Source organism: Rubrivirga sp., from assembly GCF_049648075.1.
Taxonomy (GTDB): domain Bacteria; phylum Bacteroidota; class Rhodothermia; order Rhodothermales; family Rubricoccaceae; genus Rubrivirga.
This window is the reverse complement of record NZ_JBARYR010000028.1, coordinates 1-6247: the sequence shown is the minus strand read 5'-3', so window position 1 is coordinate 6247 and position 6247 is coordinate 1. Positions and strand designations below refer to the sequence as shown.

The following is a 6247-nucleotide window of genomic DNA, read 5'->3' as shown; positions in this document are numbered from 1 at the left end:
GGCCCAGGGGGCGCTGCGGATGTTCGGCGTGGCCGCCCTCGCCGCCGCCGAGGTGCCGACGCTCGCTAGTGCGATCGCCGCGTTCCTGACCGGCGACTTGCTCACGCTCGCCTTCGCCCTCCCGCTGTTCGCCTTCGCCTGGCTCACGTGGCCCAGCGACGACCGCGTGATGCAGTGGCTCGCGATGCGTCGGTGACGCGTCCTCGAGGTTGTGGTTTCGGCCTCGAGGCCGGACGTGGCGTCGAGCGGGACGTGAGCCGAGGACGTCCTCGAGGTCTGCAAAACCGTATGGACCCCGCGCGCGCCAGGACGACTCCGTTCGGATGTCGGAGTCAAAGCCGGTCTGAGACCGACGACCCCCTCGATGGTGAGCCGCAAGGACGCGCCCTCGAGACGCCTCCGCTTGTTCAGGCGTGTCGGCGCGTCTTCGAGGCCGGACAAAAAAGAGGGCGGCTCCGCGATGGAGCCGCCCTCTAAAGGCTGGAGCTGGTCGGGCTAGGAAGCCTGCGCGGCCTTGAGCTCGTCCTGGACGTTGCCGGCCTCGACCATCTTCGAGCGGAACTCGAACTGGCCGTTGTCCTTCTTCGAGGCCACGATGATCTTCGCCATCTGCTTGGCCTCCTGGCCAGCGCCACGGTTGGTCCGCTGGTTCTTTGAAACCTTCTTTGCCATCTGTCTGGGGGGCTAGGGAGGCCGGGCCTCGTTATTTGATCTCGCGGTGGAGCGTGTGCTTCCGCAGCTTCGCGTTGTACTTCTTGAGCTCGAGCCGCTGCGTGGTATTGCGGCGGTTCTTCATCGTCGCATAGCGCGATGTGCCGGGAGCCTCGGTGCACTCGAGGATCACTTGGTGTCGGACGTCTTTGCCCTTTGCCATCGGTTTGTAGGTCTAAGGCGCCGTGTGTGGGCGCGGTGGGAGGGCCGGTTTAGGCGAGGGGCATGCCCTTGGCACGCGCCTCCTTGAGGACGGCCGAGATCCCCTTCTTGTTGATCGTCTTGATCGTGGTCGCGGAGACACGGAGCGTGACCCAGCGGTCCTCCTCGGGCACGTAGAACCGCTTCTTCTGCAGGTTCACGTTGAACCGGCGCCGCACCTTGTTGTGTGCGTGGGAGACGTGGTTGCCGAACATCGGCCCCTTGCCGGTAACTTGGTCTTTGCGTGCCATCGGGTCGGTCGGCGGGATCGCCGGGAGAGTCGCTAGGTGAGTCCGCGCACAGTCCATGCCGCGGAGCCCACGAACCTACGGCGCGGTGCGGGGACGGTCCAACCCGCGAAGGCCCCAATCCCGTGAGTCTCGGGCGAAGACGGGGTTAGGGGACTGCGAGGAGGGGCGAGCCGAAAGAGGCGTCTCGTCCTCAAAGAGGCGTCCCGTCCTCGAGGACGCGCCCCGTGCGTGGTTACGCCCCGGCCTGGACCGCTCGCGCTGGGTCGATGGCCGCCGCCCTCGAGGCCGGGTACACGGCCGCCAGCGCGCACAGCCCGACCGCGACCACGACCACGCCGCCGATGTCGAGCGGCCGGATCGCGACCGGGTACGCGTCGATCACGAACGAGCCCGCCGCGGCCAGCTTCGCGATCCCGAACGTTTTTTGAACCATCGCGATCGTCAGGCCGATGGCGAGTCCGATCCCCGCGCCGACGCCGCCCACCAGCAGCCCCTCGATCAGGAAGATCCGCCGGACGTCCTTTCGGCTCGCGCCCATCGCCTGCAACGCGCCTAGGTCCCGCTGCTTCTCGATCACGATCATCGTCAGCGCCCCGACGATGTTGAACGCGGCGACCACGATGATGAGCGCCAGGATCGCGGACGCCGCCCACTTCTCGAGACGCATCACGCTGTAGAGCGAGCCCTGCAAGTCGTACCACGTCGTGACGGCGTAGCGGCCGGGCGATGCGGCCTCGAGGTCGGCCTCCAAGCGGTCTCGGACCGACGCGGCGTCATCGAGGTCGGTCAGTCGGATGTCGACGCCGCTGACGCGAGACCCGGTCTGGAACAGCCGTTGCGCCTGATCGAGCGCGACGAAGACGTGGCTCTCGTCGTAGGTCGGCTCGAGAGAGAACGTGCCGGTGACCGTGAACGTCCGGCGGTCCGGCAGGCCGAAGGGGTAGAGCCCGATGGCCCGCTCGAGCGCCGCCGCCGACAAGAGCGACACCTGACTCCCGGCTCGCCCGCCCGTCTGCGGTCCGTCCTCGAGGCCGATGCCTGGCTCGGCCGCGCGCAAGCCCGTCCTCGAAGCGAGCGCCTGGCCCATCACAATGCCCGACGCGCCGCCCTCGGCCTCGAGGTCGAAGGCGCCCTCCCGGATCGACCGCTCGACCTCGGCATCGAGGGCGCGGCGTTGCACGCCCCGGACGGTCACGACCTGGCCCGCCCCGCCGTCGGCCGCGAGCAAGGCCTTGCCTTCGACGTAGGGCGTCGCCGAGACGACGCCGTCGAGCTGGAGCGCGACCGCCGCGATCTCGTCGGCGCCCTCCAAGCCGCCGCCCTCGACGGCCTCGACGCGGACGTGCGGGTCGTAGCTGACCAACAGGTCGCGGACGACGTCGTAGAACCCGTTCAGCACGCTCAGCACGACGACGAGGGCCGCCACGCCGACCGCCACGCCGGCGACGGAGATCGCGGAGATCGTCGAGATCAGCGTCAGCCGGCGGCGGCTGGCGAGGTAGCGACGGGCGATGAGGAAGCGGTAGTCCAACGGGATGAGGATGGAAAGCCGACGTCCGCGTCCGACCTCGAGGCCGGACACCAGACACCGCTTCTCGGGTCTTTGGCTACTCCTCCGGTGCTGGCGCCGGCGCCGGCTCGGAGTCCACCGGCGGGGCCGAGATCACGCCGTCGACGCCGAGTTCGCTCCGGGCGGCATCGATCACGCGCTGCTGCTCGACCAGCCGGCGCTCCCACTCTTGTAGATCGGCCAGGGTCTGGGCGATGGCGGCCTCACGCACCTCGAACGGCGCCGACTCGTAGTAGCCGCGGTCCTCGAAGTAGCCGCGGAAGAGGAAGTTGTGCTTGAGCGCCTCCATGTTTTCCGAGAACCGGAACGCGCCCAAGGCGCCCCACCCGGCGGCCTGGTTGATCCGGTCCGTGATCGCACGGACGTCGGCCGAGACCGTCTGGAGCTGGGCGGCGCCCTCCTGAAGCTGGGCCACGGTCGCTAGGGCCGTCGTGTACACCTCGTCGTCGTTCAGGAACCGAGCGACAGTCCCCTCGCCGGTATAGACGCGTGTCAGGATCTCGTCGACGCCGCGCGACGCATTTTCCGCAACCGTCACCAGCTCGTCAGCGCGTGCGGTGAGGGAGCGCAGGGTGTTCTGCGACTCCGCGACGGTCGCCTGGAAGGTGTTCGCCGTTGCGACGGTCGACTCGTACAGGCGGTCGTCGTACAGGAACTGGCCGAGTGTGCCCTCGCCCGTCCGCACGTCGGACATGATGCCGGTCAGCTGGACCGTGACCGAATCGAACCGGGAGACGGACTCGAACAGGCGGTCCGAGATCTCACTGAGCGCGAACGGGTCCACGCCCTCGATCTGGCCGTTGTCGGCCACCTGGGGCCGTCGTGGCGAGCCGTCGGTGAGCGACACGATCACGTTGCCGACCAGCCCGTCGGTCTGGATGAGCGCGCGGCTGTCCTCGCGGATCAGGGGCCGGGCGTCCTCGTCGACCGCCATCAGCACCGTGATCGGGTCGCCCGGCGCGGCTGGGAGCCGGACGGCCTCGACGCGCCCGACCGAGATCCCGTTGTAGAACACCGACGCGCCCGTCTTGAGACCGGCCACCTGGTTAAAGTTGGCCCGGACCGCGAACGAGTTCTGGAACAGGTTGCTCTGGCTCCCGATCACGAACAAGAACGCGATGGCAGACAGGAGGCCGACGATGACGACGAGGCCGAGGCGTGCTTGACGGGACATGGCGGGAAGCTAGGGGAAGCCGACCTCGAGGGCGAACCCTCTTCGAGGACGGGCTAGGCGTGGCCGTAGGCCTCGGTGCCGGTAAAGAACTCCTTCAAGACAGGGTGGCTCGAGGTGCGGACCTCGTTGAGCGTGCCCGCCTCCTCGATGATGCCGTCCAGAATAAAGTGGGCACGGTCGGTGATGATCTCGGCGGCCAACAGATCGTGCGTGATCGCGATCGACGAGATGCCGCGCGTGTCGCGCAGCTTGACGATCAACTCGGACACGACGCGGACCGAGACGGGGTCCAGGCCGGTCGTGGGCTCGTCGTACAGGATGACGTCGGGGCGCAGGATCAACGTCCGTGCCAGCCCGATTCGTTTCTTCTGGCCGCCCGATAGCTCGGCCGGGTACTGGTCGCGGGTCTCGGGCAGGTTGACGTCCTCGAGGCTCTCCATGATCAAGTCGTCCTTCTCCTCGAGGGTCAGCGATGTCAAGCGGTCCAGGAAAAACCGCATGTTGCCGTAGACCGTCATCGAGTCGAACAAGGCGCCGCCTTGGAAGAGGTAGCCGAGGCGTGTCCGCTTGCGGTCACGCTGCTCCGGCGTCATCAGGTCCAACCTCTCGCCCAGGACCCAGACCTCGCCCTTGTCGGGCTGCAACAGCCCCACGACGTGCTTGGTCAGCACGCTCTTGCCCGTCCCCGAGCCGCCCAGCACGACGGCGCTCGTGCCGCGCTCGACGGCCAGGTTGATCCCCTTCAGGATTTTCTTCGGCCCGAACCCCTTGTAGACCTCCCGCATGTCCACGACGACGTTGTCGGGCGGCGGCGGCGAGTTGCCCAGGACGGGGCCGTGCTCAGGATCGGCGAGGTCCGTCTCGCCCTCGAGGGCATTGCCCGGGACCCCGGCGGTGGGCTTGCCGGTCGGGTCGTCGGCGGGGTCCGCCAGGCCGTCGTCGCTAAGCGGGTGAGGACCGTTGGCTTCACCGGCCTGACGGCTCTCGAGGCCGGCCGCGGCACGGCGGGCCTGGGCGCGCTTAGAGATGCGGGACATGAGGAGGAAGGTTCAGGGTTGAGTCGTTCCGGGTTGGCTACGCCGGCCTTCGGCTCGCAGAGGTGAGAGTTCTTGCGAACCCTGAACCTCTGAACCGTCAGGCGCCGCTCGAGATGTCGCCGAAGAGCAGGATCGAGGCTTGGACCACGATGACGTCGGCGACCAAGATGAGCAGGCTCGAGATGACGACGGCGTTCATGGCCGCCCGGCCCACCTCGCGCGTGCCGCCGCGGACGGTGTAACCCTGGTAGCAGGTCACGATGCCGACGATGAACCCGAAGATCGAAGTCTTCATCGTGTCCACGACCACGTCCGTCATGCGCAACGAGTCGAAGGCGGTCGAGATGAATACGCGGATGTCCATGCCGTCGGAGAGCCAGGCCTCGAGGTAGCCGCCGGCCAGGGCCAGCATGTCCGTGATCAGCGTCATGATCGGGAACATGATGACGCACGCGATCACGCGCGTGACGACCAAGTAGTGGAACGGCTTGAGCGCCGCGACCTCGAGGGCGTCGATCTGCTCGGTCACCTTCATCGAGCCGAGCTCGGCGCCCATACCAGCGCCCAGTCGCCCGGCCAACACGAGCCCGGTCAGGACGGGGCCGATCTCCTTGATGACGGACAGCGCCAGCATCGACGGCAGGAAGCTCTCGGCGCCGAACCGCGCCAACGTGCCCCGGCTCTGCAACGCCAACACAATCCCGATCGCGAAGCCGACGACCCCGGTCAGGGTCAAGCTCTTGGTCCCGACCTCGTCCATCTGGACGAACAGCTCTTTGACCTCGAAGGGCCGGCGCCAGAACCGGGAAAAGAACATCCCGACGAACGCGAACAGGCCGCCGGCCGCCGCGAAAAAGCTCTCGCCGGGGACCGACGGCGCGCGGGCGACCTCTTTCCGCTCCTCGACCTTCTGCTCGAGCTCCTTCTCTTGGAGGATCTTCTCGTTCTGCCGAGACCGCCGGGCGGCCCGCAGGCGAGTCGTGAGCGAGTCTTCGGGGACGGTCTCCATGCCCAAAAGTAGTGCTTCGGGTCGGCCTCGAGGCCGACGTGCGAGAAGGGCGTTGCGTCGCCCTCGAGGACGGTCCTACCAGGACACCTCGTAGTTCAGCCCGCCGCCGAGACCACGCTGGCCACTGTACTCCGTCTGGGCGCTGAGCCACTTCAGGAGCTCGTAGTCCAGGCCTAGAATGATCGGGAGGCGGTCCTCGCCGGGATCCGTCGTTCCGGTCGGGACGATGACGCCGAACGTCCAAAAGACGCGGTTCGTAAAGTAGTCCCCGAGCTTGATCACGATGTCGCCGCC

The 6247-nt window shown here is 67.6% G+C and carries 9 protein-coding genes; 1 reads left to right on the top strand and 8 read right to left on the bottom strand.

The features are described 5' to 3' along the window. On the top strand, positions 1 to 196 hold a 196-nt coding region (locus WBA11_RS00815; RefSeq protein WP_424518834.1), incomplete at its 5' end, for a hypothetical protein. Between the two features lie 299 nt (positions 197 to 495). On the opposite strand, the gene WBA11_RS00810 is transcribed toward WBA11_RS00815, so the two are convergent. The 8 genes from WBA11_RS00810 to WBA11_RS00775 form a co-directional block, all read right to left on the bottom strand. Further along, positions 496 to 672, bottom strand: coding sequence for a hypothetical protein (locus WBA11_RS00810; RefSeq protein WP_424518833.1), 177 nt, complete (start codon positions 670 to 672; stop codon positions 496 to 498). A gap of 31 nt (positions 673 to 703) precedes the next feature. Next, positions 704 to 874 carry a 50S ribosomal protein L33 gene (rpmG, locus tag WBA11_RS00805; RefSeq protein ID WP_424518832.1) on the bottom strand — a complete coding sequence of 57 codons (171 nt, stop codon included), beginning with the start codon at positions 872 to 874 and terminating at the stop codon, positions 704 to 706. A 49-nt stretch (positions 875 to 923) separates the two neighbouring features. Continuing rightward, on the bottom strand, positions 924 to 1163 hold the full coding sequence (gene rpmB / locus WBA11_RS00800) for a 50S ribosomal protein L28 (protein ID WP_424518831.1): 240 nt from the start codon (positions 1161 to 1163) through the stop codon (positions 924 to 926). 232 nt (positions 1164 to 1395) lie between these two features. Then, positions 1396 to 2694 (bottom strand): FtsX-like permease family protein, encoded by a 1299-nt coding sequence (locus WBA11_RS00795; RefSeq protein WP_424518830.1) that lies wholly within the window; start codon positions 2692 to 2694, stop codon positions 1396 to 1398. Positions 2695 to 2770: 76 nt separating this feature from the next. Then, positions 2771 to 3907, bottom strand: coding sequence for an MlaD family protein (locus WBA11_RS00790; protein ID WP_424518829.1), 1137 nt, complete (start codon positions 3905 to 3907; stop codon positions 2771 to 2773). A 53-nt stretch (positions 3908 to 3960) separates the two neighbouring features. Then, positions 3961 to 4944 carry an ABC transporter ATP-binding protein gene (locus tag WBA11_RS00785; protein WP_424518828.1) on the bottom strand — a complete coding sequence of 328 codons (984 nt, stop codon included), beginning with the start codon at positions 4942 to 4944 and terminating at the stop codon, positions 3961 to 3963. A 97-nt stretch (positions 4945 to 5041) separates the two neighbouring features. Continuing rightward, positions 5042 to 5953: an MlaE family ABC transporter permease gene (locus WBA11_RS00780; RefSeq protein WP_424518827.1), complete on the bottom strand. Its 912-nt coding sequence runs from the start codon at positions 5951 to 5953 to the stop codon at positions 5042 to 5044. A 75-nt stretch (positions 5954 to 6028) separates the two neighbouring features. Further along, on the bottom strand, positions 6029 to 6247 hold a 219-nt coding region (locus WBA11_RS00775; protein ID WP_424518826.1), incomplete at its 5' end, for a hypothetical protein.